A 26,799-nucleotide genomic window follows, 5' to 3' on the forward strand; every position below is an offset into this window, starting at 1 on the left:
CTCGCCTCCGATAGCTCCCCACCCCGCCTCGCGGCGGCGCAGTAATCGTCGGCTTCAGGCCGGAGAGCGTTTGCCTGGAGAGGACTTGCACCTCTCGGGTCATGGCACACTTACAGGCGCACGGATCGCCACGCTCCAGCCCGGCCACGCTGGAGCGTGGCGATCCAGGGACCCTGTTCAGGATGAGGGTGGGTCCGGCGCGGCCGCCGCGGCGTCGCCGCCCTCGCCGTCACCAGCAGGCCCGCCGCTGCCGTTGCGTTTCCGCCGCGGGCGGATGTCGTAGCGCTTGATCATCTCGTTCAATGTGGTCGGCTTGATGCGCAGCAGTTCCGCCGCGCGCTTCTGCACGCCGCCCGCGTTTTCGAGCGTCGTCTCGATGAGCCGCCGCTCGAAGTCCGTGACCACATCCTTGAGCGACAATCCCTCCGGCGGTACCACGACCTGTGGTATCTGGAACGTCGGCTTCCGCCTGACCTGCTCGGGAATCAGGTCGACGTCTATCCGCGAGCCCGGCGACAGCACGACGGCGCGCTCGATGACGTTTTCCAGTTCGCGCACATTGCCCGGCCAGTCGTAGTCGACCAGCCGATCCAGGGCATCGGGCGTCAGTTCCAGGTCGCCCTTGCCGTTCTCCTCGCCGTACTTGTGAAGAAAATGGTGCGTGAGCGGCGGAATGTCCTCTTTCCGCTCCCTGAGCGCCGGCAGCGGGATCGTGATGACGTGCAGCCGGTAGTACAGATCCTCGCGAAATCGCCCGTCCTCCATCATCTGCCGCAGGTCCACGTTGGTGGCCGCGATGATCCGGACGTCGACCTTGATGGTGTCCACCCCACCAAGGCGCATGAACTCGCGCTCCTGGATGACGCGCAGGAGTTTCGGCTGTGTTTCGAGCGGGATGTTCCCAATCTCGTCGAAGAAGATGCTGCCGCGGTCGGCGACCTCGAACAGCCCCTTTTTGGGATAGACCGCGCCGGTAAAGGCGCCCTTGACGTGGCCGAACAGGTTCGACTCAAGCAGGTCCGGAGGAAGGTTGCCCGAGTTCACCGTGACAAACGCGCGTTCGGCCCTGGCCGAGTGCGTGTGAATCGCGCGCGCCACCAGTTCCTTGCCCGTGCCGCTTTCACCCGCAATCAGGATCGTCGACCGGCTCGGCGCGGCCTGGATGATCAGGTCGAAGACCTGCCGCATCCTGGCGCTGCGACCGATGATGTTGTCGAACTTGTGGTAACGCTCCTGCAGGGTCTGGCGCAGGACGCGGTTCTCGGTCACCAGGCGGCGGCGCTCGACGGCGTTCTGCAGCACGGCGAGCACTTCGTCGTTCTTGAACGGCTTCGTGACGTAGTCGAAGGCGCCGCGCTTCATGGCGGCCACGGCCGTGTCGACGGAGGCAAACGCGGTGATCATAATGACCGCGATGTCCTCGTCGATCTTCTTGATCTCGTCGAGCACCGTCAGGCCATCCATCCTGGGCATCATGACGTCGACGACGGCCGCATCAACGGGCACCGACCGCACCAGGTCAAGGCCCTCGGCCCCGCTTGATGCCAGGCGCACCTCGTATCCCTCCCGCCTGAGGAGGGTCTCGAGGATCTCCCGCATGATCTCTTCGTCGTCGATGACGAGAATGGTTCCCTGGCGGGTGACGGGGTCGGTGGCCAAGGCTTACGCGCCGCCTGCCGCGACGCGCGACGCGCCCTGCGCGAGCGGCAGGATCATCGTGAACCTGGTGCCCTCGCCGACGCGGCTGTCGCACGTGATGGTGCCGTCGTGTTCGTGCACGATGCCGTAGGTGATCGACAGGCCGAGCCCTGTCCCCTCTCCCAGTGATTTCGTGGTGAAGAACGGATCGTAGATGCGCGCCAGGTGTTCGGCCTGGATCCCGGCGCCCGTGTCGCTGACCTCGATGACGGCCTCGTCGCCGCGCGTGCACGTCGTGATCGACAACCATCCGCCTCGTGGCATGGCGTCGCGGGCGTTAATGAACAGATTCAGGAACACCTGCTGCAGCTTGTGCTCCATCCCCATCACGACAGGAGGCACCGACGATAGATCGCGGCGCAGCTGGATATTGACGGCCTTCAACTGGTGCTCGAGCAGCGCCAGCACGTCATTGATGACGCCGTTGATGTCGGTGGGCGCATGCTCGGTGGGCGCCTGGCCGCCTCGGGCCAGCGTCAGCAACCCGTTGACGATCTTGGCCGCGCGGAACGTCTGCCGCTCGATCTTCTCGAGCAGCTTCGTGTCAGGGTCGTCCGGATTCGCGCGCTCGAGCAGCATCTGCGTGTAACTCGAGATGCCGGTCAGCGGCGTGTTGACTTCGTGCGCCACGCCCGCGGCCAGCAGGCCGATCGATGCCATCTTGTCGGAGATCTGTAACTGTTCCTCGAGTCGCGCTCGCGCGGTCACGTCCTCGAAGACAAGGATCGACCCTTCAATCGGCGCGCCGGCTTTATCGCCCTGCAGCGGCACGACCGCGATATTGACGAGCAGGCCCTTGTCGGCCCGACCCCGCGGCGACCCGAGCGGTATGCGGTACAGCGCCGTCCCCGACGGGCTGTCCCGTCGCGCGGCACGCAGCGCGTCGATCAATGCCGGCGAGAACAAGTCCTCCAGGCGTTGCCCGATCGCCTCGTCGCGCCGAAGGTCGTACACCCGCTCGAGGGACCGGTTCCACCTCACCACCCGGTCGTTGGCATCGACCACCGCGAGGCCGTTGTCGAGCGATTCGAGGATGTTCTCGTTGAACTGCCGCATGCGTTCCACTTCGGACGCCTGCTGCTTGAGTTGCTGATACAAGCGGCCGTTCTCGAGCGCTGTCGCAACCTGTGCCGCCACGGCCACCAGCAGCGCCATGTCTTCGCTGCTCAGCGGTTCGGCGCGTTCCTTGCGCCCCAGCGCCAGCAGCGCAATCGTTGTCTGCTTGGACACGCAGGGAATGAAGTAGTGGACGCCCTGATCGCGCCAGTGCCCGATCTCGTCCAGCGCAAACCGCCGCTGTGAAAGCGGGTCGTCGAGCGCGATGACATGCCCTGCCACCAAACGGGCTCCGATCCCGGAATCGACGCCCAGCTCCGGCGGCTGACCCACGAATCCGTGCGCGCGCAGCGCCCGGAACGCGCCCGCGGCCTCGTCGACGAGCATCAGCGCCATCCGGTCGATCACAAGTGTCTCGGTGATACGCGCGACGAGCCGGTCGCCGAGACGATCGATGTCGAGATCGGTGGAGAGGTCGCGCGCAAATCCGACCAGCGCCCGGCGGTAGTCGTAGCGGTCACGGTAGAACGCCCGATCGAGCACGGTCTGGATGCCGTCCTTGACCGGCCGGGCCAGCAGCACCATCACCAGCGTGGCGAGTACCGCGATAATCGTGTTGGTCTGCGACCCGTTCTCCAAAAACAGCCAGCCCGCTACGCGCAACAGCAGCGCGTAGATCGCGACGATGGCCGCCACGGCCGCCACGTAGACGAGGCTGCGTTTGACGATGACCTCGACGTCCATCAGGCGATAGCGCACGATCGCCGAGGCGAAGGCCAGCGGAATCAGTCCAAGCGGGATGGCCAGCAATTCCATGCGCACCGACGGCACCGCGCCGAGCGCAAACGGCAGCGCATAGCCGACGGTAAACGGTCCGCCGCCAAGCACCGTGCCCCAGACAATCCATCGCAGCTGACGCCGTGCCGTCACCGAGCGCACTTGCGTCAATGCGCGCGCCAGGACGACGAAGCCGCAGGCGAGGAAGAGTCCGAAATACAGCGGATCAAACCGGTCGAGCGCGGAGATGATGCGGTCATAGCCCATCTCGTTGTCGTAGAGCCTGGCGATCGCGACCACTCGCGTCGTACCCATCAGGAGCGCGGGCAGATAGACGAGCGGCAGCAGCCGGGTTCCCAGCGTGGTGCGAACCCAACTGCCGCTGCGGTCCGGAAACACCAGGCTGAAATGGAACAACATCGGCCCGAGGGCCAGCATCGAAATCTCGTCAGCCCAGTAAAACACCCAATCGAGGTGGTTGAACCGCCCGGCCGGCGAGAATGCGAACACGCCGAAGAACGCGACCGAGAGCCAGAAGAAGTGGAGCGACGACTGATTGCCGGGCCGCCGCAGCCTGACGGCCGCGCCGACCACCAGCGTAAACACACCCACCGCGGCAAGCACGTAGTACAGAACGCTGTTGCCCTGCGGAACGGGAGCCAACTGCACCTGAATCATCTCGCGCGTGCCGAGGCGCAGCAGCGTGTAGGTGACAAGCGATCCCGGCTTCGCCCGGTGCGCGACATCGACGACGTCAGCCGGACTGTCCACCGGCTGGCCGTCGATCGCGACCAGGACGTCGCCCGCACGAAGCCCGGCGCGTGACGCGGCTGAACCGCCGGCCAGATCGGCCGCCGTCACACCCTGGGACCGTGGCACCCAGAGCACGCCGTCTTCGACCTCGTGCCACGTCGCGCGAGCCACGATGTTCGCGGCGCCCAGAGCGAGCAGCACGGCGACAATCGCCAAGGCAGCAATCCAGCCCAGCGCGCTGGGCGTCGAGTGCCCAACCGCGGACTTCCTGGAATCATCTGCCCGCATCTGATTGTCGTACATCAGGTCAATAACCGGGAGCGCGCCTAGATTGTCTTAGCAATCAACATACCAAGAACCGGCGTCGCTAGAAATGAATAAACTCTTATTATTCATAGACTTAAGTCTAATTCTCAACTGTTGGTCCCACAAAAATCCATCCGCGCGGATGATTGCTCCAACCAGATGGATCTGGCTGGGCCGGAAACGTGTGCGTCCAGAATAGAAATTTCTCGTGGAATCCACCGCGGCCACCGAACTTGTGACAGTCGCGGGACCCGAAATCAGAACCGGATCCGGACGCCACCGACGACACGCTTAGGCGGCCTCACGACCAGTAGTTCGTCGTAGGGGGAACGTTCGATGTTCGACTCGCGGAACAGGTTGCACACCGCGACGAGCAGCTCCCAGTCGGCTGATGTGAAATTCAGGAACGGCAGAGCCTGGTTCACCTGAACGTCGAACCTGGTGTCGAGGCCCGAGCCGCCGCGCGAGGTCATCTGGCGCGCGAATCCGGTGTTCACTTTGTACAGCACGTAGACACGGGTGGCGGTCGGCCGGAAGTCGGTTTCAAGCGACGTGGTCAAATCATGGAGGCGCTGCTGGTCGCTGCCCCGGCCTCCCATCCAGAGGGCCATCACGGATTGGTCGGGCGAGTGGTCCCAGCGTGCGGTTGACTGGGAATAGTCCACCACACCTCGCACGCCGCCGACGATCGCGCGGCTCAGACTGACACTCCATCCGCGAGCATTCAGGTCGCCAAGCGTGGCCACGTAGTAGTGACCAAGACTCGGCACCGATCGGTCTGGAATCGCGACCGCAAACACCGCCCCGGCCTGATCCCCGACGCGCTGGTAGAAGGTGCGGAACCCCACGACAAACGCGGCGATATCGCGTTCGATCCCGACCTCGAGATGATCCGTACGTTGCGGCCGGAATCCCTCGGCCTCTGACCAGGGAGAGAAGGTCCGCTGCGCAGGCAGCACCACGCCGTTGCCGTTGCCGGCACCCGGGAGGAACTCCTCGGCGCCTGGCGCGACCACGTAACGAGCAGCGACGGCACGGACGCGGTACTTATTGGCGGGACGAAGGGTCAGCGAGAGACGCGGGCTGAATAAGCCGTTTCCGCTGAGATAATCCTGCCACGAATAGGTCACGCCGTAGCCGATGGTGACGTTGGGCGAGAGTGTCCACTGGTCGGACCCGTGGACCGTGCCGACCGAACGCGATCCGGCGCTCATGTCGGGAATGCCCAGCGCGCTCGACCGATCGTAGTGCTGCGTGCTGTACGTGATGCCCGCCAGGAACCGATGCTCAGCCGAGTGCCTCGCGGTCAACGATCCGGCAACAAACCACGACCCCATTCCCCCTTGCGTCAGTGCGCCGCGAACCGCCCAGTCGCCGAGGCTACCAGCCGGCGCTCCAAGCGAGACGTACGCCACGCCAGCCGACGCGACGGCACCAGTCGACCACACGTCTGCTGGACCATTGAACGATCCGATGGTGACGAAATTCACCTGACCGGTCAGCGGCATGGCATCGAACAGGCCAGATGCAAACCGGGCCGACGAATCAAATGCGTGGCCGAGGAACGACCGTCCCGCTTCTGCCGCTGCGCCGGCGTCGCCGCCACCGTCGACCACTCCCCTGGCGTCGTCGACATTCTTCAACACGCTGCGCGGCAGGTGGCGAAGCCGCCAGTTGGCTTCGGTGTGGTCGTGATCGACGTCGGCCCCGCCGCTCACGGCGCCCCCAGGCAGGCCGTCGATCGGCAGCAGACTGGCCGCCAGCACCCTGGTCGTCGATGGTGCCGAGCCGTTGTCCGTGAGTGATCGCAGCGCCACCGACACCAGTGCCGGCACGCTCGACCGGACCTCGACCATCTGTCGGGGAGCCGGGACGAAGCCGTCCAGATGGATGCGCACCGTGTACGCACCGGTCGGGAGCGCACCGAAGCGGAAGCGGCCGTCCTTGCCGGTGAGCGCAAACACGACCGTTGATCCGAGCGCCGACACCATGGCACCGGCAAGTGGCCGACCTTTGGTATCGACCACCAACCCCTGGATATCGCCCTGCGTCGCCGCGCGCGCCACGACGGACTGTGGCGAGCGGATCGACACAGACTGCGCAGACGCCGGCACGCTGGCCACGACGAATCCGGCGACGGCCGCCACGACCACGAATGTGGATACGCGTGTCATAGGCCCACCCGTCAAGTAACTACTGCCGCTGTGGCTCGCGACCCGGGGCGGACAGTGCCCCGCGAGCGCGCCGATCAGGCGGCCACAGAAAACATGATGTTCCGCGTGACGACCTTGCCCGAGAGCTTATCGGTGATCTTGATCTCCAGGCGATACTCGCCTTCCGGAAAGCTCGCAAGCGGGACGTACTGACTCGCCAGCAAATTGTGGCCCGCCGCCGTGTCGAACTGTGGCGGCAGCGTCGTCGCATTGAACGCCTGCGGGTTTGTCTTGTTGAAATACTTCTCCGGCTTGTCCGTGAACCGCTGATAAAAGAGATACTCGACGGCGACATCCGGCTTCCGATCGCCGTCGGAACCGGTGTTGTAGATCAGGAACACCATCGACAGGCCGCCGGTTTTCAGAAACTTCGCGCTGGCCGCCGGCACCACGATGTTGTTGCCCACCGTATACGGCTGTTCGGCGATCTGCTCGGCTGTCGGCGGCTTCTCGATCGGCTTCACATCATCGGCGACGATAATGCTGCTCGTCGTGAGGTCGTTGCCCCAGAGATTCGGCACCGTGATGGGTTGTTTCAGGAACCCGACCTTCTGGCCCGCAGTCTTGTCTTTCGCATCCGCCGGCGCCCGTTCCTTCACGACGAGGTAGAGGTCGTAGTCGCCGGCAGGGACGGAAAACGCGCGCGTCAGCCGGTAGGGCTCGCCCGGGGCCGGAGTCTTCAGATCGATGTAGTGAATGCCCTGGAAGGCATACTCTCTTTCCTTCTTCACGTCGGCAGGAGGGGTGGCCGGGGCCGCGGCGGGCGTTCTGGCGACGAGCCGCAGATAGAGCGTGACCGCCTTGGACGGCACCTGCGCCGGGTCGAGCGACAGCACGAACGGAACAAACGTCAGGCCGTTCAGGGCCTTGAGAAAGTCGGTGCGTATCGACATGCCGATGTCGCTCGGGACTGGCTGCCCGGCGGCAATGGCATCGGCTATCTTGTACGCGGTCTGAAGCTCCTGTTGCTGAACCTTGTCCTGCTTCTGGTCCTTCTTCTGCTGGGCATGGGCGGGCGAAAACGACACCGCGGCATTCGCGAGCAGTGCGAACACCAAGGGCGTCAACACCCATCGACGGATCTGCATAGCGACTCTACTCCCAGTTTGGCTTCATCAGTGGCCGGCTACTGCAGGGATCATAGGCCCCAACCCTCAGTGCTGTCAAAGGTTTGCAGCGAGATCCCTGTGGTAACATCTCGGGCGAGACCAGGCCCCTGGTCCATCCTTCCCCGACGGTTGAGGACGACCATGATCATCGCTTCCATCCACGGTCGAGAAATCCTGGATTCACGTGGGAATCCCACGGTTGAAGTCGACGTCAGCCTCGAGGATGGCGCGTTCGGACGGGCGGCGGTTCCCTCTGGCGCGTCGACGGGCGAGCGCGAGGCTCTGGAGCTCCGGGACGGGGACCAGCGGCGCTATCTCGGCAAGGGGGTGCTGCAGGCGGTCCAGCACGTGACCGGCGAGATTGCCGGAGCGATGGTCGGGAAGGACCTGAATCAGCGCGGGCTCGACCAGCTCATGATCGCGCTTGATGGGACGCCCACCAAGAGCCGGCTGGGCGCCAACGCGCTGCTGGGCGTCTCGATGGCGTTTGCGAAGGCGTGCGCCTCGAGCCGGCGCATTCCGCTCTATCGCCACTATCGGGATCTGTTCGGCCAGCCCGACGCTGGCCCGTGGCTGATGCCGGTGCCGATGATGAACATCCTGAACGGCGGCGCTCATGCCGACTCGAACGTGGATTTCCAGGAGTTCATGGTCCTGCCGCTCGGCCTGCCGACCTTCCGCGAGGCGCTGCGCGCCGGGGTCGAGGTGTTCCATGCGCTTCGCGGGATCTTGAAAGGCCGGAAACTCTCGACCAGCGTAGGCGACGAAGGTGGATTTGCGCCCAGCGTCGCCTCCAACGTGCAGGCCGTCGAGCTGGTGCTCGACGCGATCGGGCGGGCGGGCTACAAGCCGGGGCGCGACATCTGCATCGGCCTCGACGTCGCTGCAAGCGAGCTCTGGGTCGATCGGACGCCGCGCTCGACACCGTGGGATCCGCCCACGACGCACGAGGGCACCTACGTATTCAAGAAGTCCGGTGAGGCGCCACGGTCGTCTGCTCAGATGATTGCTCTCTACAGTGACTGGGTTGGCAAGTACCCCATCGTGTCGATCGAGGATGGCCTGGCGGAGGGCGACTGGAACGGGTGGAACGTGCTGACCAGGCAGCTTGGCGGGCGCGTGCAGATCGTGGGTGACGATGTGTTCGTGACCAATCCGGATATCCTGAAACAGGGGATTGAGCGCGGCATCGCGAATTCAATTCTGATCAAGCTCAACCAGATTGGCACCGTCTCCGAAACGCTCGATGCGATCGCGATGGCCCACGGCGCGGGCTATACGACCGTCATTTCGCACAGGTCGGGTGAGACCGAGGATTCGACCATTGCGGATCTGGCGGTGGCAACCGGCGCGGGCCAGATCAAGACGGGGTCGGCCAGCCGCACCGATCGCATCGTGAAGTACAACCAACTGCTGCGGATCGAGGAAGAACTGGGCTCGCACGCGCACTATGCCGGGCGTGCGGCCATTGCGCAGTTGACGTAGTGCGGTCGCCTCACGCTTCCGCGCGTGAGGCGCATCAAGCTCGACAGGGACCACCGCCGGATCGATGTTGCCGCCCCTCCCCGTCGGGCGACAGCGACTGAAGGAGGAAGGCCGTGGACGAAGCGCTTGCCAACCGGCTCGTGCGAGAACTGGCCGACGCAATTGCCGCAGCCGCCGCAGGGGACGCGCGGGTTGAAGCCTGTCATGCGAAAGCGCGCGAATCTGGCTTCGAGCTGAAGGTCGCGCTCGCCGCCGAGGTGCGCAGCGTGAATTCCGAGTGCCCGTCTGTAACGCCTGATCTGACCATCGAGCCGCAGGCGATTGTGTCGCCACCACCTCCAGAGTTGACCGCCGCCGACCGCCGGTTCCTCAAAGCGCTCCGCATCAGTTCGGGCAGCGCGGCGTCTGGCCGCCGCTAGGCGGAAAAGTGATCGGGTCACTTTTCCTCCGATGGATGCCGAAAAAGTGACCCGATCACTTTTCCTCTAGAATAGGGCAGATGATCGATCGTCCGCCCCAACCTGATTCCTCACGTGCGGCCGGCGACCGCCCGGTGGCCGACATCGGCTATCCCGGCGAGTTTCCCTATACGCGCGGCATCCAGCCGACGATGTACCGCGGCCGCCTGTGGACGATGAGGCAGTACGCCGGGTTTGGCACCGCGCGACAGTCGAACCAGCGGTACCGCTACCTGCTCGCCCAGGGCGTCACAGGTCTGAGCGTCGCCTTCGATCTGCCCACGCAGATCGGGTACGACTCGGACAGCCCGCTGGCGCTTGGCGAGGTTGGCAAAGTCGGCGTGGCCATCGACTCGATCGAGGACATGGCCGATCTGTTCGATGGCATTCCGCTCGGCCGCGTGTCGACGTCGATGACGATCAACGCGACCGCGAGCACGCTGCTGGCGCTCTACATCGCCGTCGCGAGGCGGCAGGGTGTGCCGGCGAGCGCCCTCTCGGGCACGGTGCAGAACGACATTCTCAAAGAGTACGTGGCCCGAGGCACGTACATCTTCCCTCCCCGCCCATCCCTGCGCCTTGTGACCGACATCTTCGCGTTCTGCGAACGCGAGGTACCCAACTGGAACACGATTTCCATCAGCGGGTATCACATCAGGGAGGCCGGTTCGACGGCCGTCCAGGAGGTGGCGTTCACGCTCGCCAACGCGATTGCCTACGTGCAGGCCGCGGTCGACGCCGGGCTCGACGTCAACAGCGTCGGCCAGCGCGTGTCGTTCTTCTTCAATGCTCACAACGACTTCCTGGAGGAAATCGCGAAGTTCCGCGCGGCGCGCCGACTGTGGGCCACCATCATGCGTGACAGGTTCCACGCGACCCACCCCCGCGCCCAGGCCATGCGCTTCCACACGCAGACGGCGGGCAGCACGCTGGCCGCGCAGCAGCCGGACAACAACATCGTGCGCGTGGCCATCCAGGCGCTGGCGGCGGTGATGGGCGGCACGCAGTCTCTGCACTGCAACAGTCGAGACGAGGCGCTCGCGTTGCCGACCGAGACGTCGGCCGCCATCGCGCTTCGCACGCAGCAGGTCATTGCGCACGAGACCGGTGTCGCCAACTCGGTGGACCCGGTCGGCGGTTCGTTCGTCGTGGAGGCGTTGACGGATCGGATCGAACGCGAGGCCCGGGAGATCATCGAGACGATCGACCGGCTCGGGGGGACGCTCGCGGCCATTGATACCGGGTTCGTCCAGCGCGCGATCCAGGACGCCGCATATCAGGCTCAGAAGGCCATCGACAGCGGCGATGCGGTCGTCGTGGGCGTCAACCGATTCATGTCGACCGACCCGGTGAACATTGAGACGCTGCAGATTGATCCGACTGTTGAGCGCGAGCAGGTCGATCGGCTGTGCCAGTTACGGTCCAGCCGCAGTGCGTGCGACTGGCGCGCCGCGCTCGACGTGGTGTCGCTCGCCGCGGCGTCAGGCGACAATCTGATGCCGCCCCTGATCGCGGCGGTCGAAGCGAAGGCCACCGTCGGCGAGATATCAGACACACTGCGACAGCAGTTCGGTGAATACCGGGAAAATGTCTAAGGGGCACCCCTTGCTTGACGTGCGCGGCCTGACGACGGAGTTCGTCGTCTCCCGTGGAGGCGCCGCGCGGACGGTGCGTGCCGTCGATGGCGTTAGCCTCCAGGTGCGGCGTGGAGAGACGCTCGGCCTGGTCGGCGAGTCCGGGTGTGGCAAGTCGGTCACGGCGCTCTCCATTATCCGCCTCGTCCAGCCGCCGGGCCGCATCACGGGTGGGACCATCGTCTTCGAGGGACGAGATCTGACGACGCTGGACGAACCAGAGATGCAGCGCGTGCGCGGCGCGCGTATTGGCTTCGTTTTCCAGGAGCCCATGACGGCGCTCAATCCGGTCTTCACGATTGGCGATCAGATCGCCGAATCACTCGTGGTGCACCATCTGGCCACGAAGGCCGCTGCACGCACTCGGGCGGTGGAGTTGCTGGAGGCCGTTCGCATTCCTGAACCGAGGAAACGCGCTGGCGATTATCCGCACCAGCTGTCGGGCGGCATGCGACAGCGGGCGTTGATCGCGGCCGCGATCAGCTGTCGCCCTTCCCTGCTCATCGCTGACGAGCCGACGACCGCGCTCGATGTGACGATTCAGGCTGAGATTCTCGATTTGTTGCGCGAGATGCAGGCACAATTCGGCCTCGGCCTGCTCCTCATCACCCACGATCTTGGCGTGGTCGCCCACCTGGCCAATCGCGTGGCCGTGATGTATGCCGGCCGGATCGTCGAGGAGGGGCCAACATCGACGGTGCTCTCGCGGCCGGCTCATCCGTACACGCGCGGCCTGCTTGCGTCGCTGCCAGGTTCGGCTCCGGGCACGCGGCTCAGGGCGATTCCCGGGTCCGTACCCGATCTGTCTGCGCTGCCGGCCGGATGCGCCTTCTCTCCGCGATGCGGCGATCGGGATGCCCGGTGCGACCAGCGTCCGCCTGAGCCGACCGCGCTCTCTCCTGATCACCACACCCGCTGTTACCTGTATCCGAAGGCTGGATGATGGCGCTCGTCGACCTGCGCGGACTCGTGAAGGCGTTCTCACGGCGGGCGACGCCCTTCAGCCGGTCGTCCGTCGTGCGTGCCGTCGATGGCGTGAGCTTTGTCGTGGACGAGGGCGAGACGTTCGGCCTGGTCGGCGAGTCGGGCAGTGGCAAGACCACGACCGGCCGGTGCATGCTCCGCCTGATCGAGCCGACCTCGGGACAGTTTCTATTCGGAAGCCGGGACGTCTTCGCGTTGAAGGCGGCCGACATGCGCGCCGCCCGTCGCGACATGCAGATGGTCTTTCAGGACCCCTATGCCTCGCTCAACCCGCGGATGCGCGCCGGTACGATTGTCGAAGAAGGGCTCGTCATCCACGGCGTCGGGACCAAGCAGGAGCGGCGGGATCGCGTACGGGAACTGTTCGCACTGGTCGGGCTGGATGAGACGCACCTCGAACGCTATCCTCATGAGTTCAGCGGGGGCCAACGTCAGCGCATCGGCCTGGCGCGCGCGCTGGCGCTCCGGCCGTCGTTGCTCGTCGCCGACGAGCCCGTGTCCGCACTCGACGTGTCAATCCAGGCGCAGATTATCAACCTGTTCATGGAGCTTCAGCAGGCACTTGCGCTGACCTTGATCTTCATCGCCCACGATCTCCGGCTGGTGCGCCACCTCTGCACGCGTGTGGCGGTGATGTACCGCGGCCGGATCGTGGAGATGGGCCGCACCGACGACGTGTTCCGTGAGCCTGCACATCCCTACACGCGGGCGCTGCTCTCGGCGGTGCCCGATCCGGACCCTCGGACGCAACCGCAGCGGGTGAGCTTCGACGTGGCTGCGGCCGACCTGGGAGCGCCACTGCGCGACGTCGCGCCGGGCCACCAGGCCGCCATCTAAACGCAAAAGGGCGGGCACGGGGGCCCACCCCTACGAACGCCGTCTGCCGTCTACTGGCTACTGGCTACGCTCTTCCTATGCGGCCCGCTGGCATCCTGCTCGACCTGGCCGTCGCGGAGGTGAATCACGCGTCGGGCGTGGTCGGCGATGTCGGCCTCATGCGTCACGAGAATGATCGTGTTGCCGGCCGACGACAACCGGTCGAAGAGCCCCATGATTTCAGCGCCGGTCTTCGAATCCAGGTTGCCCGTCGGCTCGTCGGCCAGCAGGATCGACGGGTTGTTCACCAGCGCCCGCGCAATGGCCACGCGCTGGCGCTGTCCGCCCGATAACTGATTCGGGCGGTGGGTCATCCGGTCGGACAACTCCACCTTGTCCATCGCCGCCTTGGCACGAACCAGGCGGTCCCGGGACGGCACGCCGGCATACACAAGCGGCAACTCGACGTTGTGGAGGGCTGTCGCTCGCGGCAGGAGGTTGAATGTCTGGAAGACGAAGCCAATTTCCTCATTCCGGATCCTGGCCAGTTCATCGTCGTTCATCTGGCCGACCTGCTTGTTGTTCAACAGGTAACTGCCCTTGCTCGGGGTGTCGAGACAGCCGATCAGGTTCATGAGCGTGGACTTGCCCGAACCGGACGGTCCCATGATGGCCACGTATTCTCCCCGCTCGATGGAGATATCCACGCCACGCAACGCGTGAATCTCCTCGGTGCCCATCACGTAGGTTTTCCAGAGATCCTGTGTTTCGATCAGTGCCATACGATCTGACGCGGGCCTCAGGCGCCGATGATGGGTCGCCCTGGCGCACGATTCCTCTCTAGGGAAGATACGGCATCGCCGGGGGAACGGTTCCCGGCGGTCTCGGGGCAGTGTAGCACGGCGGCGCGGCCTCAGGCCTGGGCCCGCTCCTTGATTTTCTCGACCTCGATTTTGTGCTTCTTCACGAGGTGCCACATGCTGCGCTCGGTGATGCCCAGCAGGCGGGCGGCCTGCGCCTGCACGCCGCCCGTGCGTGAGAGCGCCTCGATGACAAACGCGCGCTCGAGCTGCGCGATCTTCTCGTCGAGCGACACGATGCCCGGCGACTCCCACTGCTGTGATGCCACGCCGGCCACCAGGCCGACGCCGGCAGGGCGAATCGGTTGAGGCAGGCTGGTCAGCGTGACGACCTCACCGTCGGTGACGACCGCAGCGCGCTCGATGGCGTTCTTCAGCTCGCGGATGTTGCCCGGCCAGTCGTACGCCATCAACGCCGCCATCGCGTCCGACGACGCCCGCCTGATGGTCCGACCGAGTCGCTGGTTGGCTTCGGCCAGGAAGTGGTCGACCAGTCCCGGAATCTCCTCGCGGCGTTCGCGGAGCGGCGGCACGTTGATCGTGATGACGTTCAGCCGGAAGTACAGGTCGTCGCGGAACGTACCCGCGCGGACGTTCCGCAACAGGTCCTTGTTGGTGGAGGCAATGATGCGGACATCCACCTTGATCGTCGATGTGCCGCCGACGCGTTCCACCTGGCGGCTCTGGAGCACGCGGAGGATCTTGGCCTGTGTCGCCAGCGTCATGTCGGCGATCTCGTCGAGCAGCAGCGTGCCGCCGTCGGACAGTTCGAACTTACCGGGTTTGCGGGCCTGCGCGCCGGTAAACGCGCCGCGCTCGTACCCGAACAACTCGGATTCGAGGAGCGTCTCGGGAATGGCCGCGCAGTTGAGACGCACGAACGGCCGGTGTTTCCGCAACGACCGTTCGTGGATCGCTTCGGCCACCAGTTCCTTGCCGACGCCGCTCTCGCCGAGGATGAGCACCGTCGAGTCGGTCGGGGCGGCCCGGTCGATCAGGTGCATCACTTCGTTCATCGCCCGCGAGGCGGCCGTGGCCCAGCCGTGTCCCGGCAGGGTCGCCAGTTCCTCGCGCAACCGTTCGATCTCGAAGTGCAGTTTCCGTTTCTCGAGGGCGCGTCGGATGACGATTTCCATCTCCTCGAGGCGGAAGGGTTTCGTGAAGTAGTCGTACGCGCCGCGCCGGATCGCGTCGATCGCGTCATCGCGCGTGCCGTGGGCGGTCATGATGATGATCGGCACCCGGGGATCGATCTTCAGGATCTCCTCGACCGCCTCGAGTCCGCTCATGCCTGGCAGGCGGATGTCCAGCAGGATCAGGTCGGCCGAGTCGGCCTTGAGCGCCTGGAGTCCCTCTTCAGCGGTTGTCTTCAACGTCACGGCGTAGCCCTGCCGGTGCAACGCCTCGTTGAGGAAGAACTGCATCTGCTCGTCGTCATCGATGACTAGGACATGGAACATAAGGGTACAGTCAAGCGCATCAGGCCGTCTTCGTCAACGGCGATCGCACGAAGAGGCATTGTGACGCCTCATCGGCCGACTCCAGCGGGCACGGGGCCTCTGAGTGTGACGCGGCGGCGTTCCCCGGTTGAGGTCACGAAGGTCACCGCATCGCGATCAATCTGGACCACCTTGAAGTCACCCACGTTCGCGCGGAACTCGTCGACCGGTTCCGGCAGGTGGGCGACATCGATCCCTTCCAGCACATCGAGCGTCTCGACCTCGACGTTCAGCTCGTGCATCAACGGTCCGGTGAGCGAACGCAGGTCCGGCATGTCGCCGGAGACCAGTACGTGACTGACGTCCACTTGACGATTCTGCTTCGAGATCGGCCAAACAGACCGGTCTTCTCACGGACCTCGACGATCCGGCACACGTGTGGAAGCAATTCGATGCCAACGCGGTTCGCCATGTGTCACTGGAGTTTTCGGCTCGACAGGGGCGAAGACATAGGCTTCCGCCTCGGAAAAACTCGGGCGGAACTGTGCAACGGCGAAAGTGTTACTGGAGCCGGACGCCGATGTCGTCGTTGACAAGGGCGGCACTCAGGATGGACTGCCCAAATGGCGTCTCGATGATGCCGTTGTGACCAGCCGACAGGACCCACACGGCGGCCTTCACCCCACCGCCATTGCCCGTCGCCGACGTATCGATCAAGTCGATGTTGACGATGTACCGGTTGCCCCACGGATCCGCGCTGATTCCCGACGACAAGTAGGGTCCGTTCCATCCGAACTGGGACGTCGGGGCCCTCCGGCTATAACCGGGGACGTCGGTCATCAACTGCTCTGACAGCAAGCCGGCGACTCCTGTCGTCCACAGGCTTGGCTGGTCCTCTAGCGCGACGTTGCCGGGACTGACGAGGAGCTGCACGCGATTCTGCGGAAGCCCGGGGTCGCCTTTCTGAGCCAGCTTCCAGGACGGGAAAAATCCGTTGTCCCGGTAGAACTGGACGATGGCACTCGCGATGGTCTGGCAATCGCTTCGAGCCCGGGCCGACCGCGAGTCGTTGATGAAGTTGCCGATGGAAGGCATGAGCACCAGGGCGAGCGTCACGATCACCCCGAGCACCACCGTCAGCTCCATCAGTGTGAAGCCGTGATGGCTTCTAGCGGTGATTGCTTGTCGGCCGAACATCGGCGACCCTCACGGTTCTGGCGCAAAACAACGGGAGTTACAAAACACTTGCCGGTCGTTTAGTCCCGGGAAACCCTGGTTCGGGGAACGCTATGAACCCGTCTCCCGGCCGGCCGCTCGTCTGACCCACGAGCCAGCCGTGCGCTCCCCAGTCCCAAAGAATAGATTCTCCCTTAGCAACCTCCGTGCCCACTGTGAAATAGCACGAAGATACAGAAAAAACAACGCGTTCTTGGGAAGAAATGGCGATCCCACACATCGGCGACCGGCGGTGTCCTACGTTTTGTGGTGACACGAAACGAGTCTGATCGGTGAGAGGTGAGAACGCCAGCTATAGCATCGCGGCCGAAAAATACCCGTAACCCATAGATTACGCTACGTTTTTCTGCCTGGCAGACCGCCGGACTCCTGAAGCCACATAAGACGTTGTCTCGTTTTGAGACATGCCGCATCAATGTGGGGCGAGCCAGAGACCGAGGGTTGTAACAAGGGTGGCGCGTCTACTTGAGCAGCTTCGAGCGGAGCAGTTGGATGCGGTTGCGCACGTCGGTGGCAAGCGTGGCGGTGTCGGCGCCACCGAACGAGAGGAACTGTTCGTAGTGATCGATGGCGCGGGAGATTTCGCCGCTCTCTTCGAGCACGAGCGCGAGGTTGTAGTGGGCGTTGGCGGCTGTCGACGACCCTGCGGCGTTTCGCGTGATGCCAGGCGCCGTGGTCGCTGGAGATTCCGCTGGTGATGGTGGTGTGCGCGACGTCGTGACCAGGAGCGCCGGTGCGGCTGCGGGAGGCGCGGGTTTCGACGGCGCGGGAGCTCCACATCCGGCGGCCTGCTGCGGCTCGGCGGGAGGCTTGGTTGGGTTAGCAGGCGACGTCACGGGACGCTGGTTGGGTGGTGTGACGGCGCGGCGCGCTGCCGTCTGCCGAGGGCCGAACAGAAAAGACATGGGACCGGCCGGCACGAGACGGTTGTCCGCCGCCACCTGCCACACCAGCGCTGCGGTCACCATGACCAGCACCACGCCGATCGCGATACGAAGCGCAGGTGCCATTCCAGCCGACTCCGGCGCCTGTGTGGGGTAGCCAAGGGAGGCCAGGACGTGATCGTCCGTCATGCCTGGCGATCTGGGTGGGAGCCCCTCGGGTTTCGGCGTCGCCCCGTGGTGTTGACGCAAGACGTCAAGCATGCGGCTCATGGCATTACGCGCCAGACACGGCGCTCGTGCCAAACCCGGCGACGAGCGGACGGCGGCGGCGGAGCCAGGAGAATCGGGGTTTCTCCACCTGCCGGAGGTCAAGCGATTTGGTCGCCCGGATGACGAGGTCGTGCGCAACCTTGTTGGCCTTCGTCGAGAAGGCGCCAAGCAGACTGCGGTCGCAAATCAGATTGATCAGACGCGGAATGCCGCCCGAGGACTGGAAAACCGCCCGCAGGGCCTTCGGCGTGAAGCTCACGGTCGTCGCCCCGCCGGCCACGTACAGGCGGTGATAGATGTAGGCGGCCGTCTCGTCCTCGGTGAGCGGTTTCAGTTCGTAGCGAATCGACACGCGCTGATCCAGTTGCCTCAACTCCGGCGCACGCTGCTCTTCGTACAGACGCTGCTGGTCCGCCGCGCTCATGGCCGCGACGTCGCCGGGCGTCACGACCGTTGGCGTCAGCAGGATGACCAGGTCGACTTTCTTCTTCGTCCGATCGTCACGGCGGAAGAGTCCGCCAATCGGCGGCATATCACCCAGCACCGGCACCTTGGTCTTCTCGCCGGTGGTCCGTTCCTGCATCACAGCCGGCTCGTTGTTCATCGCCATCACGCGCGGACTGGCCATGACATTGACCCGCCCCTGACTGGCAAATGCGTTGAGCAGGCCCTTGAAGTTCTTGATGTTCACGCCCATCGTAAACGCGCTCTGGCTGGCGGTGGGCGCGAGTCGCTGCGTGAGCGTGACGGAGTTGGCTGCGCTGCGCAGCACGGCTGACCAGTCGATGCCCGCCGAGAACTGCTCGTTCATCTCGACTTCGATGACTTTGGCCTGAATGTGGACCTGGCGCAGGATCCGGGACTCGACCACATCAAGGTCGTTCGCAATCTTGTCGAGCCTGTCCAAATAGTCCTTGATCTGCAGCAGGCCGGCTTTCCGATCGAGGTTGAGACGGCCCTCGGGCGACATCAACATCGCGATGCCTTTCTCGATCTCGGCGAAGGTGTCGAGTCCTGCGCGGCAACTCCTGTCGACAACGCGCCCGAGGTCGACAGCACAAGTGCGGCCATCAGCCCCGCATTGACCGCCGCTGTGCGTGCTGTGGACTTCATAGGTATTCCCCGAAAGCGGACGCGTGATAGACGCTCCGCTCTCTGGGCTGTTTCTCGGCTTATCTTGTTGGCAACATTAGCGCTGCGGGCACGAACTGCCCGCAGCTTGTCAGGCCGGCACCCGCGGCTACTTGCGGGCGCGAAGCAGGCGGACGACCCCCCGAGCGACCATCCTCGACGCGAGGTCGTGGCCTTCACCTGAACGTCATAGACTGGCTGGTGAGGTCCCGTTTCTCGAAGCTTCCGGCCCCGGTCAGGCCGAGGCGACGGTCTTCTTTTTGAAGAAGACGGCGCCGAGCAATCCGCCGAGCGCCGCGAAGATTGCGCCGCAGAACAGCCAGAAGATGAACCCGACAACCACGCCCGCGATGGAGAATGCGGTGGAGTTGCTCATGCTCTCCATCATCTGCCGGACGTTGTCCGGCATGTCCTGGGTCGTGTTGACGATCTGCTGCATGAGGCGCTGGGTTACACCGCCCATCAGGAGGTTAATGGGCAGCGACACCACTGTGTGGACCACCGCGCCGATGATGCCGGCGAGCAGGCCGACCAGCGCGCCGTCACCAGTGGTGATGGCCTGCGGCGTATTCGACTGGAGCACGTAGGCGGCCACCATCCCGCCGGCAACCACCCACAGGCAGCAGCACAGGTTCGCCAAGTTGACAAATGGAAGGGCCGACAGCACGCCGATCAACAGGCCGCCCCACACTGCCGGCATCAGCATCGCGTTGCCCTTCATGGTCTGCATCCTCCTTCGGGGTTCGGGGTTCGGGTTTCGGAAGTTGCCGCCTTCGCCTTCGTCGTGCCAAGGGAGCTCGGAATCGGGTTTCCGAATCCCCAATCCCGAATCCCCAATCCCGTCAGGCTCTAATCGTAGTACTCGGCTCCCAGGTGCGTGATCAGATCCTCACCCTTCAGGTACCGCAACGTGTTCTTCAGTTTCATCGACTGGATGAACAAGTCGTGCTCCGGGTAGAGACCTCGCGCGTGCATCGGGCTCTTGAAATAGAACGACAGCCATTCCTGGATGCCGCTCCAGCCGACTCGTCCCGCCAGGTCGAGGAAGAGCACGAGATCGAGCACAATCGGCGCCGCCAGGATGCTGTCCCGGCAGAGAAAGTTGATCTTCAGCTGCATCTCGTACCCGAGCCAGCCGAACAGATCGATGTTGTCCCAGCCTTCCTTGTTGTCGCCGCGCGGCGGGTAGTAGTTGATCCGGACGACGTGGCAGATGTCCTTGTAGAGCTCGGGGTAGAGATCAGGCTGGAGGATGTAGTCGAGGACCGACTTCTTGCTCTCTTCCTTCGTTTTGAACGACTCGGGATCGTCGAGCACCTCGCCATCGCGGTTGCCGAGGATGTTGGTGGAATACCAGCCCTTCACGCCGAGCAGGCGCGCCTTCAACCCCGGCGCGATGACCGTCTTGAGGAGCGTCTGCCCTGTCTTGAAGTCCTTGCCGACAACGGGTACCCGGTTGCGTTGCGCCAGGTCCATCAGCGCCGGCACGTCCACGCTCAGGTTCGGTGCGCCGTTCGCGTACGGCACGCCTTCCATCAGTGCGGCGTACGCGTAGATCATCGATGAGGGAATCGTCGGATCATTGGCTTCGAGGGCTTTCTCGAAGGCCTCGATCGACTGATGCGCCGGCGACTCCGTCATGAAGATCTCGGTGCTGCCGCACCAGATCATCACGAGCCGATCGAGTTTATTGGTCTGCTTGAAGGCGCGGATGTCCTCGCGCAGTTGCTCGGCCAGGTCGCGCTTGTTCTTGCCCTTCTTGACGTTCGGGCCGTCCAGCCGCTTGACATACTGGCGATCGAAGACGGCCTTCCACGGCTTGATGGCCTCGAGTTCCGGCCTGATCTGGTCGAGCAGTTTGTCCTCGAGCACGCCGGCGGTCTTCGCGGCCTCGTAACAGTTGTCCTCGAAGATGTCCCAACCGCCGAACACGATGTCATTGAGATCGGCGAGCGGCACGAAATCCTTGACAAGCGGCGTCCGGCCCTCAGTTCGTTTGCCAAGCCTGATGGTCCCCATCTGCGTCATGGACCCGATGGGTTTGGCGATCCCCTTGCGGACGGCCTGGACCCCCGCGATGAACGTCGTGCTGACGGCGCCAAGGCCGACGAGCATCACGCCCAGTTTTCCCGTGGCTGGAGCGATATCGATTGGCTTTTTCACAACCGAAAACTATATCACGGCAAGCAGGGAGCCGGGATTCCCGCCTTCGCCGGTCAGTGGTGACACCGGCTTTGGCGTGGCGGGCGGGGACCGCGATCTCGGGGCGCAATTCATCGCGCCCTATCAGCCGTTTGGCCGGAATCCTTCGATAAAAGTGAGCCCTTCGCGTTCGGCGAGCACGCGCACAGGCCTGCAGCCGGTTTCTTCGAGGGCGCGGACCAGTTCCAGGGCCTGGACGCCTGGTGCGCCGCTGGTGGACTCGAATCCCAGTCGTGCGGCGATTCCTCGCGGCTGGCGCCGAATGGCGAGCACACGTCCTCCTGGGCGGACGACGCGAACGGTGCTGGCCAGCCTGTCCTGCCGGTCCCGGGCCGGGGCGCTCAGTAGAGCGTTGGCGTCGACGACCGCCAAGTCAAATGACGACGAATCGTAGGGCCACCGGCCCGCGGGTACGAGAGCCACTTCGACGAGCACGCCCTGCCTGGCCGCCGCCCGCTCGAGCGTCGTCTGCGCCACAACACTATCGACAACCGCGCAGGCGCGACCCGTCAGACCGACCTTGGACGAAACAAGAGCGAAAACGCGCGGGGCGCCGACGCCAACGTGGAGGCCGCGTTCGCCCATGCGAACGCCCGCCATGGCGACGGCCAGTTCGACCGGTCCACGCGAGCGCCGGAGGCTCAAGAACAGTGACATGGCTTGACCAGTATCTCACTTCCGGGCTGGACCCTGGACACCAGTCCTCCCCAGGTATCACCGCTGTCGTTCCGGGAGCACACCTTTTTCGGTGTGCCGTGGCAATGTGCGCAAGTTCGAGCAGAGATCAGCCGAAAAGATCAATGTTGGGCCTGGTGGCCCGACGGCAGGAACTTTGCGTTGGAGTACACAGCGTCATGATCGATGGATTCCTCGTTGCGGCCACCGTCTTTTCCCTCAGCATGGCCACCATCATGGCCGTGATCACCTGGCGGGTGATTCGGCTCGATCGACGGCAGACCGCCGCGCTGGTCGCGCGCCAACCTGAAGAGCCGACCGACTCGCGCAACCCTCCGGCGTGGCCGCCTGTTAGAGGCGACCTCAGGAATCGGTACCAGGGCATCCCCAGGCAAGCCCTGGCGAATTCCGAGGCAGATGCCGCCGAACCCCTGTGGGCCGATCTGGTGATCGAGCGCACCACTGCCCCAGCGCAGGCTGTTGCAATGGTGCGGCGCGAGGCAGCCGAAACGCCCGCTTTGTTCACGCCCCCTGTCTCGGCCAGTGATGGAAACCGGCGATTTGCGATAGCCATCGGAGTTGGCGCGTTGGTGGTCACGTCAGCCATCGGCTCGGCGCTTGTCTTCAGCGGGCGGCCCGCTGGATTGGCCTTCGTCTCGCCGGCGGCGGCCAAAGTGGCATCGCCCCTCGAGTTGGTATCGCTGGACTCTGCGCGAGACGGAGATCGCGTCACCATCCGCGGCCTGGTGAGGAATCCGGCGGCTGGAACCCGGGTGGAGCATCTCCAGGCCGTGATCTTTCTGTTCGATCGGCGCGGCATGTACCTCGGCACGTCACACGCCGCCGTGGTGCAAGGTGTCCTGCCACCCGGGTCGGAATCGTCGTTTGAGGTTCCGCTCGCGGCGGGCCTGCGGGTCAGCCGATATCGCGTGAGCTTCCGCGTGGCCACAGCGCCGGTGCCCCATATTGATCGCCGGCCGGTGCCGATCCCGGCGCCAGCCGGTCAACGTATGGCCGCCACGGAGCAACCCGCCTTCGCCCTCGGGACGCCGGAGCTGCCGCTGGCAGCGAAGGCGCCTTCGGCTTCGGCGAGGCCAGGCCAAAGCCCGCTCACACGAGCGGGCACCGGCCGGCGCGCCACCCTGGCCATCTCACCAGGTGCGGTGCAGTACCCTTCGACTCGGTTGAGTTGCGCTTCAGGTGGCCCTGTCCAATGCCCTGAAACAGGGAACCAACATTGAGCTGCCTTTCTCTGCTGAAGTGAGCTCAGGGTTGAGGAGACACATGATAGGTGTGCGACGTTGGCGAGCAGACCGCGCCCCTCGCGTGCTCGTGGTCGTCGCGCTCGTCGCGGCCTTCGGCGCAACCCTCCCGGGTCAGCAGGACCAGAGCCCACGCTATCGGTTCAAGACGGGTGTCGAGCTGGTCAACGTCACGGCCACAGTCACCGACCGCGCGGGACGCTTCGTCGGCAACCTCACGCGCGACGACTTCGGCGTGTACGAAGACGGCGTCCTGCAGTCGATTGACTACTTCTCCCGCGAACGGGTGCCCGTCAGCCTCGGCATCGTGCTCGACACGTCGGGCAGCATGGTTGGAGACAAGATTCGCGCGGCTCAGCGGGCACTCGACCGGTTTCTCGTTGAGCTGCTCGGACCCGACGACGAAGTCTTCCTGTACCGCATCGGCGACGAGCCGCTGCTGGTCCAGGGATGGACCACGGATCGCGACGCGCTACGCCGCCAGCTGGGCCGCATTACGCCGACGGGAGAGACCGCGCTGTACGACACGGTTGCCCGCGCCGTCGCGCTCGCGCAGACGGGCACTCATCGGAAGAAGGCCCTCGTGATCATCTCCGATGGCAATGACAACGCGTCGACGATTGGCGTGCGCCAGGTACGCCAGCTGATCCTGCAATCTGAATTGCTCGTGTACGCCATCGGCCTCGATGGGAACGCGGGGATCATGCGGATTGCCCAACAGCGCGGACCCCAGCGACCACGGCCGCCGGTTCGCATCCCCTGGCCGCCGACCCTCCCTCGTGGCGGCGGCTTTCCACCACAGAATCCGCCGATCCCTGCGATCCCACCGCCTTCCGGAGGATTGCCGCACAGCAGCGAGGAAGGCGTTAACGCGACTGCCCTTCGCGCCATCACCGACGACAGCGGTGGCCGAACCGAGATCATCCGCTCGAGCCTCGATCTCGATCCGGCGACCGCCGGAATCGCCGACGAACTGAGCCGGCAGTACTCATTGGCCTACTCGCCGACATCCCCAAAGGACGGTCGGTGGCACAACATCCGGGTCGTCGTGAAGAACCGCGACTGCCTCGTGCGCGCGCGACGAGGTTACGTGGCGGGGGTGGTCGGAAAAACGGAGCGTTCTGTCTCCTGATAGAATCCTCCCCGATGTCTCTGCTTCTGATTGCCATCAGCCTCGCCATCCTGGGCAGCGTGGGCGGGATCGTGCTCGGAGCGGTCCTGCTCGTCTTCCGCGAGTCGGTGCGAACCAAGCTGGTTCCGTGGCTCGTCAGTTACGCGGTCGGGACGCTGCTCGGCGTGGCCCTGCTCGATATACTGCCCGAAGCCCTGCAGTCACTGAAGCCCACGCCGGTGTTTGGGGCGCTGCTTGGCGGCATCATGGCCTTTTTCATTCTCGAGAAACTCGTGTTGTGGCATCACTGCCACGACGATCAGTGCGAATCCCACAAGGCGGCGGCGCCGCTCATCCTGATCGGACACAGCGTCCACAACCTCATTGACGGCACGATGATCGCCGCCGCGACGTATGTCTCGATTCCCCTTGGCGTGACGACGGCGCTGGCGGTCGCCGCCCACGAGATTCCCCAGGAAGTGGGCGACTTCGCGATTCTCCTGCACGCGGGCTATTCGAGGATGAAAGCGCTCTGGCTCAACGTGCTGTCGGGTATGTCGGCGGCTGGCGGCGTGCTGCTGGCCTTCGTCGCCATCGATCGGTCACGGGATATCGTGCCGTATTTTCTGCCTGTGGCGGCCGCGAGCTTCCTCTATATCGCCATGTCAGACCTGATCCCGAGCCTGCACCGCAACCCGCTTGAAGGCGGCGCCATTCGTCAGGTCCTCCTGGTCGGCGCGGGCATCCTGACGGTTACGCTGCTCTGAGGCGCCCGCGCGCCGGATTCGTCTCGGCCGCCTTCGTGCTTCTTGCTTCTGACTCTTCTCTTTCCCCTACACTCTCATTCTTGCTTCTTGGTTCTTGCTCCTTGCTACTTGTCCACTTGTCCACTTGTCCCCTTGCGAGGTCGGCCAGCCCGGCTGCCTTGTCGCGGACTGGTCACAAACTCGGCGGTTATTCGTTGGCACACACTGGCACGCAGTTTGAAGTTCAAGGGCGTGGGCAGAGTTCCGATCCGAATGTCCCGGCACGCCGGCGCCGCTGGGTTCCCCCACATTTTCGGAGATCTCTCGCCCGACGAAGGAGTACGACCCATGACACGGTTACGCCACATCGCCACCGGTCTGATGCTCGTCGCGCTGATCGCAGCACCGATCCTCGCGCAGGACGAGCGGAAAGACCTTCAAATATTCAAGGACGCCTCGGACGCGGTCCTCAGGTACCCGCGATTCACGATCTTCGACGACGTGAGCGCGTCGATCGACCAGGGAGTGGTCACCCTGGCCGGCAAGGTCACGATGCCGTTCAAGCGTACCGACATCGAAGACCGGGTCGCCCGGGTCGCCGGCGTCAAACGCGTGGACAACTCGATTACGGTGCTTCCGGTCTCGATCGCGGACGACGACCTGCGGTACTTCATCGCGCGCGCCATCTACGGCAATTCCGCGTTCTGGCAATACGCGACGATGACCAATCCGCCCATTCACGTCATTGTCGAACGCGGGCGGGTGACGCTGACCGGCGTGGTCAGCAGCAATGTGGAGCGGATGCTGGCGCGATCGCTGGCCGCCGGATTTGGCGAGTTCTCGATCACCAGCGAGCTGAAGACTGACGCCGAAGTCAGGAGCGCACTGGAGAAGATTGGGATGTAAGGACCTTCTCGAGGCGAATCTCGTCCCTCACTTCAATGCCCGCGAACCCTGTGTTGTCGGGCGGCGGATTGTGAGGGACGAGCGCTCCCACGATCACCTCGGTGATCTGGTAGCCGCGCCGCTGGTAGAAATACAACGACGGCAGGTTGTCGTTGGTGGTGCAGAAGACGACCTTCGGCAGATCGAGGCGTCGTGCGAGCAACTCGGCCTCCGCGACGAGATACCCTCCCACGCCGGACCGCTGCCAGGTTGCCTCGGTGGCCAGCGCGACAATCTGCAGGCCATCGCCCCGCAACCGGTACGCCAGCGCGCCCGCGAGTTCGTTCTTCATGACGGCGACCAGGGCCGGAGCATCGTCAAGCGCCAGCAGGCTGCCAAACGCCACCATCTTTGAGCGGCCGAAGTCGCGGCGGAACAAGTCCATGACGGCAACGCGGTCGTCGTCTGCCCCCTCGCGCACCAATACCGGAGGAAGGTCAAGGTGCGCGCGACACTGGCACACGACCTGGAGCCGGGCATCCTGCCAGTCGACGGACTTCCCGCACCGCCCGCATCGAAGCACCGTGGGCTGGGCCCCAAACGTGAAGTGACTCGCCATCGGTCCTTCCTCCTTCGCCCTCGACATTCTCGAGGGCTTCGGCGGACTAAAGTCCCTGCGCCCTGGACAGTCTCGAAGGGCTTCGGCGGACTAAGCCGCCTTCGCACGGCGACTCTCGAGGTGCTTCGGCGTGCCAAGCCGCCTGCGGCTACGGCGTGCCAGGCCGGCTTCGCGCGGCAACAGTGTAACG

General features: G+C 64.5%; 23 protein-coding genes. 9 read left to right on the top strand and 14 right to left on the bottom strand.

Features of this window, described 5'->3' with window-relative positions; genetic code table 11:
* Positions 1 to 177: 177 nt before the first annotated feature.
* The 4 genes from NT151_01490 to NT151_01505 form a co-directional block, all read right to left on the bottom strand.
* Positions 178 to 1,659, bottom strand: a complete 1,482-nt coding sequence (locus NT151_01490) for a sigma-54 dependent transcriptional regulator (protein ID MCX6537598.1) — start codon at positions 1,657 to 1,659, stop codon at positions 178 to 180.
* Between the two features lie 3 nt (positions 1,660 to 1,662).
* On the bottom strand, positions 1,663 to 4,572 hold the full coding sequence (locus NT151_01495) for an ATP-binding protein (GenBank protein ID MCX6537599.1): 2,910 nt from the start codon (positions 4,570 to 4,572) through the stop codon (positions 1,663 to 1,665).
* 275 nt (positions 4,573 to 4,847) lie between these two features.
* Positions 4,848 to 6,764, bottom strand: a complete 1,917-nt coding sequence (locus tag NT151_01500; GenBank protein MCX6537600.1) for a TonB-dependent receptor — start codon at positions 6,762 to 6,764, stop codon at positions 4,848 to 4,850.
* Between the two features lie 74 nt (positions 6,765 to 6,838).
* Positions 6,839 to 7,891 carry a hypothetical protein gene (locus tag NT151_01505; GenBank protein MCX6537601.1) on the bottom strand — a complete coding sequence of 351 codons (1,053 nt, stop codon included), beginning with the start codon at positions 7,889 to 7,891 and terminating at the stop codon, positions 6,839 to 6,841.
* 162 nt (positions 7,892 to 8,053) lie between these two features.
* Between NT151_01505 and eno the strand changes: the two genes are divergently transcribed.
* The 5 genes from eno (at position 8,054) to NT151_01530 (ending at position 13,310) form a co-directional block, all read left to right on the top strand.
* Entirely contained in the window at positions 8,054 to 9,397 is a 1,344-nt protein-coding gene (eno, locus tag NT151_01510; protein MCX6537602.1) for a phosphopyruvate hydratase, read from the top strand.
* A gap of 113 nt (positions 9,398 to 9,510) precedes the next feature.
* Positions 9,511 to 9,816 (top strand): hypothetical protein, encoded by a 306-nt coding sequence (locus tag NT151_01515; GenBank protein ID MCX6537603.1) that lies wholly within the window; start codon positions 9,511 to 9,513, stop codon positions 9,814 to 9,816.
* Positions 9,817 to 9,896: 80 nt separating this feature from the next.
* Entirely contained in the window at positions 9,897 to 11,450 is a 1,554-nt protein-coding gene (locus NT151_01520; protein MCX6537604.1) for a methylmalonyl-CoA mutase family protein, read from the top strand.
* The gene (locus NT151_01525; GenBank protein MCX6537605.1) at positions 11,443 to 12,432 is read left to right on the top strand and encodes an ABC transporter ATP-binding protein; all 990 of its coding nucleotides are present in this window, start codon (positions 11,443 to 11,445) and stop codon (positions 12,430 to 12,432) included. The genes NT151_01520 and NT151_01525 overlap by 8 nt, the downstream gene beginning before the upstream one ends.
* Positions 12,429 to 13,310: an ATP-binding cassette domain-containing protein gene (locus NT151_01530; GenBank protein ID MCX6537606.1), complete on the top strand. Its 882-nt coding sequence runs from the start codon at positions 12,429 to 12,431 to the stop codon at positions 13,308 to 13,310. The genes NT151_01525 and NT151_01530 overlap by 4 nt, the downstream gene beginning before the upstream one ends.
* Positions 13,311 to 13,360: 50 nt before the next feature.
* Here NT151_01530 and NT151_01535 read toward each other — a convergent pair whose 3' ends face one another.
* The 9 genes from NT151_01535 to NT151_01575 all read right to left on the bottom strand — a co-directional run bounded on the left by NT151_01535 (position 13,361) and on the right by NT151_01575 (position 21,968).
* Positions 13,361 to 14,065 (bottom strand): ABC transporter ATP-binding protein, encoded by a 705-nt coding sequence (locus NT151_01535; GenBank protein MCX6537607.1) that lies wholly within the window; start codon positions 14,063 to 14,065, stop codon positions 13,361 to 13,363.
* A 137-nt stretch (positions 14,066 to 14,202) separates the two neighbouring features.
* On the bottom strand, positions 14,203 to 15,609 hold the full coding sequence (locus NT151_01540) for a sigma-54 dependent transcriptional regulator (protein MCX6537608.1): 1,407 nt from the start codon (positions 15,607 to 15,609) through the stop codon (positions 14,203 to 14,205).
* A gap of 68 nt (positions 15,610 to 15,677) precedes the next feature.
* The gene (locus NT151_01545; GenBank protein MCX6537609.1) at positions 15,678 to 15,956 is read right to left on the bottom strand and encodes a hypothetical protein; all 279 of its coding nucleotides are present in this window, start codon (positions 15,954 to 15,956) and stop codon (positions 15,678 to 15,680) included.
* Positions 15,957 to 16,149: 193 nt separating this feature from the next.
* The gene (locus NT151_01550; protein ID MCX6537610.1) at positions 16,150 to 16,785 is read right to left on the bottom strand and encodes a prepilin-type N-terminal cleavage/methylation domain-containing protein; all 636 of its coding nucleotides are present in this window, start codon (positions 16,783 to 16,785) and stop codon (positions 16,150 to 16,152) included.
* A gap of 500 nt (positions 16,786 to 17,285) precedes the next feature.
* Positions 17,286 to 17,834 carry a tetratricopeptide repeat protein gene (locus NT151_01555; protein ID MCX6537611.1) on the bottom strand — a complete coding sequence of 183 codons (549 nt, stop codon included), beginning with the start codon at positions 17,832 to 17,834 and terminating at the stop codon, positions 17,286 to 17,288.
* Positions 17,835 to 17,982: 148 nt separating this feature from the next.
* Positions 17,983 to 18,954, bottom strand: a complete 972-nt coding sequence (locus NT151_01560; protein ID MCX6537612.1) for a hypothetical protein — start codon at positions 18,952 to 18,954, stop codon at positions 17,983 to 17,985.
* 390 nt (positions 18,955 to 19,344) lie between these two features.
* Complete coding sequence (locus NT151_01565) at positions 19,345 to 19,830, bottom strand: hypothetical protein (GenBank protein ID MCX6537613.1); 486 nt, start codon at positions 19,828 to 19,830, stop codon at positions 19,345 to 19,347.
* A gap of 128 nt (positions 19,831 to 19,958) precedes the next feature.
* Entirely contained in the window at positions 19,959 to 21,224 is a 1,266-nt protein-coding gene (locus tag NT151_01570; GenBank protein ID MCX6537614.1) for an inositol-3-phosphate synthase, read from the bottom strand.
* Between the two features lie 171 nt (positions 21,225 to 21,395).
* Complete coding sequence (locus tag NT151_01575; protein ID MCX6537615.1) at positions 21,396 to 21,968, bottom strand: methyltransferase domain-containing protein; 573 nt, start codon at positions 21,966 to 21,968, stop codon at positions 21,396 to 21,398.
* 197 nt (positions 21,969 to 22,165) lie between these two features.
* Here NT151_01575 and NT151_01580 point away from each other — a divergent pair, with 197 nt between their 5' ends.
* From NT151_01580 to NT151_01595, 4 genes are all read left to right on the top strand, one after another.
* Positions 22,166 to 23,227 (top strand): hypothetical protein, encoded by a 1,062-nt coding sequence (locus NT151_01580; GenBank protein ID MCX6537616.1) that lies wholly within the window; start codon positions 22,166 to 22,168, stop codon positions 23,225 to 23,227.
* Between the two features lie 52 nt (positions 23,228 to 23,279).
* On the top strand, positions 23,280 to 24,380 hold the full coding sequence (locus tag NT151_01585; protein MCX6537617.1) for a VWA domain-containing protein: 1,101 nt from the start codon (positions 23,280 to 23,282) through the stop codon (positions 24,378 to 24,380).
* 14 nt (positions 24,381 to 24,394) lie between these two features.
* Positions 24,395 to 25,126, top strand: a complete 732-nt coding sequence (locus NT151_01590; GenBank protein ID MCX6537618.1) for a ZIP family metal transporter — start codon at positions 24,395 to 24,397, stop codon at positions 25,124 to 25,126.
* A gap of 327 nt (positions 25,127 to 25,453) precedes the next feature.
* A complete protein-coding gene (locus tag NT151_01595; GenBank protein MCX6537619.1) occupies positions 25,454 to 26,011 on the top strand; it encodes a BON domain-containing protein in 558 nt (185 codons plus the stop codon).
* Here the strand turns inward: NT151_01595 and NT151_01600 are convergent.
* Entirely contained in the window at positions 25,980 to 26,609 is a 630-nt protein-coding gene (locus tag NT151_01600; protein MCX6537620.1) for a GNAT family N-acetyltransferase, read from the bottom strand. The genes NT151_01595 and NT151_01600 overlap by 32 nt on opposite strands.
* Positions 26,610 to 26,799: the final 190 nt, after the last annotated feature.

Source organism: Acidobacteriota bacterium (assembly GCA_026393675.1).
GTDB lineage: Bacteria > Acidobacteriota > Vicinamibacteria > Vicinamibacterales > JAKQTR01 > JBAXOX01.

Coding starts and splice junctions, on each gene's coding strand:
- NT151_01495 (MCX6537599.1), bottom strand. CDS start 4,572: ATGCGGGCAGATGATTCCAGGAAGTCCGCGGTTGGGCACTCGACGCCC.
- NT151_01500 (MCX6537600.1), bottom strand. CDS start 6,764: ATGACACGCGTATCCACATTCGTGGTCGTGGCGGCCGTCGCCGGATTC.
- NT151_01505 (MCX6537601.1), bottom strand. CDS start 7,891: ATGCAGATCCGTCGATGGGTGTTGACGCCCTTGGTGTTCGCACTGCTC.
- eno (MCX6537602.1), top strand. CDS start 8,054: ATGATCATCGCTTCCATCCACGGTCGAGAAATCCTGGATTCACGTGGG.
- NT151_01520 (MCX6537604.1), top strand. CDS start 9,897: ATGATCGATCGTCCGCCCCAACCTGATTCCTCACGTGCGGCCGGCGAC.
- NT151_01525 (MCX6537605.1), top strand. CDS start 11,443: ATGTCTAAGGGGCACCCCTTGCTTGACGTGCGCGGCCTGACGACGGAG.
- NT151_01530 (MCX6537606.1), top strand. CDS start 12,429: ATGATGGCGCTCGTCGACCTGCGCGGACTCGTGAAGGCGTTCTCACGG.
- NT151_01540 (MCX6537608.1), bottom strand. CDS start 15,609: ATGTTCCATGTCCTAGTCATCGATGACGACGAGCAGATGCAGTTCTTC.
- NT151_01550 (MCX6537610.1), bottom strand. CDS start 16,785: ATGTTCGGCCGACAAGCAATCACCGCTAGAAGCCATCACGGCTTCACA.
- NT151_01555 (MCX6537611.1), bottom strand. CDS start 17,834: ATGGCACCTGCGCTTCGTATCGCGATCGGCGTGGTGCTGGTCATGGTG.
- NT151_01560 (MCX6537612.1), bottom strand. CDS start 18,954: ATGTTGATGTCGCCCGAGGGCCGTCTCAACCTCGATCGGAAAGCCGGC.
- NT151_01565 (MCX6537613.1), bottom strand. CDS start 19,830: ATGAAGGGCAACGCGATGCTGATGCCGGCAGTGTGGGGCGGCCTGTTG.
- NT151_01570 (MCX6537614.1), bottom strand. CDS start 21,224: ATGCTCGTCGGCCTTGGCGCCGTCAGCACGACGTTCATCGCGGGGGTC.
- NT151_01575 (MCX6537615.1), bottom strand. CDS start 21,968: ATGTCACTGTTCTTGAGCCTCCGGCGCTCGCGTGGACCGGTCGAACTG.
- NT151_01580 (MCX6537616.1), top strand. CDS start 22,166: ATGATCGATGGATTCCTCGTTGCGGCCACCGTCTTTTCCCTCAGCATG.
- NT151_01590 (MCX6537618.1), top strand. CDS start 24,395: ATGTCTCTGCTTCTGATTGCCATCAGCCTCGCCATCCTGGGCAGCGTG.
- NT151_01595 (MCX6537619.1), top strand. CDS start 25,454: ATGACACGGTTACGCCACATCGCCACCGGTCTGATGCTCGTCGCGCTG.
- NT151_01600 (MCX6537620.1), bottom strand. CDS start 26,609: ATGGCGAGTCACTTCACGTTTGGGGCCCAGCCCACGGTGCTTCGATGC.